This window comes from Actinoalloteichus spitiensis RMV-1378 (genome assembly GCF_000239155.1).
Classification (GTDB): domain Bacteria; phylum Actinomycetota; class Actinomycetes; order Mycobacteriales; family Pseudonocardiaceae; genus Actinoalloteichus_B; species Actinoalloteichus_B spitiensis.
Window position 1 is genome coordinate 1 of the sequence record NZ_AGVX02000799.1, and the last position, 1453, is coordinate 1453.

Below are 1453 nucleotides of genomic sequence, written 5' to 3' on the forward strand. Positions count from 1 at the left end.
GGCCTCCCCCCGTGGCCCCGCCGACAGCGCCCCCCGCTCCCCGGACAGGTGAGCCCCGGGAACCAGGAGCGGACGCTCCGCCGCCGTCCGTGCCCGGCGGACTCGCCGGCTGGCCGCCGGACGCCCGAGAACACACCCGGGCACCCCGAAAGGGTTGCGCCGCTACCGGCGCGGCCGCTCGGGCACGCGCCCGGAACCACGAGTCCGGGGAGGTATCGACCGCCGTGCGCGCGGGTAGCCGAGGACCATGACACACCGGGATGACGACGGGTCGAGGAAGCGCCGGACGCGGGAGGACTACGAGCGCGGGTTGTACGACTACCACGATCCGACCGGCGGGTTCGGCGGGGCGGCGCCCGCCCGCAGCGCGTTGACCCTCCGGCTGTGGCTGGCCGGGTTCGGCGTGCTCTTCTGCGGCGTCGTCGGTGTGCTGCTCCTGCTCAACGGGTTCGTGGCCTTCGGTGTCGTCCTCGTCGTGCTGGCGGTCGTCGCGATCGTCGACTTCGGCTGGGTCCTGCACCGCAAACGGCGTGGCGAACCGGGCTGACGCCGGCGCCGGCCGTGCGGGGCCGGGCGGGTGACGACGGGGGTGAGCGCGGAACGCCGGGCGGTCGAGGGAATGAGGTGTCGGGCATGGCAGCGGGCAGGGACGAGTTCGACGTGGTGGTCGTCGGCGGCGGGGCGGTCGGCGAGAACGCCGCCGCCCGCGCGGCGGCCGGTGGTCTTCGCTCCGCCATCGTGGAGGCGGAGCTGCTCGGCGGGGAGTGCTCCTACTGGGCGTGCATGCCCAGCAAGGCGTTGCTCCGACCAGGGCAGGCGCTGGCCGCCGCCCGTCGCGTCCCCGGGGCGCGTGCGGCCGCCGGGGCGGGCCTGAACGTGGCCGAGGTCCTGGCCAACCGGGATTCCTTCACCTCCCACTGGGACGACCGGGGGCAGGTCGAGTGGGCGGAGGGCGCCGGGCTCACGGTCCTGCGCGGCCGGGCCCGCCTGGTGGGTGAGCGGAGGCTGGAGGTCGTCTCCGGCGAGGACCGACGCGAGGTGGTGGCGCGGCACGCGGTCATCCTGTGCACCGGGAGCCAGCCGGTCACCCCTCCCGTCCCGGGCTTGGCGGACGTTCCCACGTGGACCACGCGCGACGCGACGAGTGCGCGCACCGTGCCCAACCGCCTCGCGGTGCTGGGCGGAGGGGTGGCCGGCACGGAGTTGGCGCAGGCCTTCGCCTCCCTGGGCTCGCAGGTCGTGATGGTGGTCAAGGGGGAGCGGGTGCTGCACCGCTTCGAGCCCTTCGCTGGGGACCTGGTGGCGGAGGGGCTGCGCTCCTCGGGGGTCGAACTGCTGTTGGGAACGGAGTTGGAGCGGGTCAGCGGGAGCGGGGGAGGGATCCTCCTGCACCTTTCCGACGGTCGTGAGGTCGCCGCCGACCAGCTGCTCGTGGCGACGGGACGGCGGGCCC

2 protein-coding genes are annotated in these 1453 nt (G+C 75.2%); both read left to right on the forward strand.

What is annotated here, in order from left to right; genetic code table 11:
• Positions 1-247: 247 nt before the first annotated feature.
• Positions 248-547, forward strand: coding sequence for a DUF6343 family protein (locus tag ACTIDRAF_RS0225385; RefSeq protein WP_016701457.1), 300 nt, complete (start codon positions 248-250; stop codon positions 545-547).
• Between the two features lie 86 nt (positions 548-633).
• Positions 634-1453: FAD-dependent oxidoreductase (locus ACTIDRAF_RS0225390; protein WP_016701458.1), on the forward strand; the 820-nt coding region annotated here is incomplete at its 3' end.

What these genes read in the sequence shown, in the direction of transcription:
- ACTIDRAF_RS0225385 (WP_016701457.1), top strand. Translation starts at nt 248, where the DNA reads ATGACACACCGGGATGACGACGGGTCGAGGAAGCGCCGGACGCGGGAG.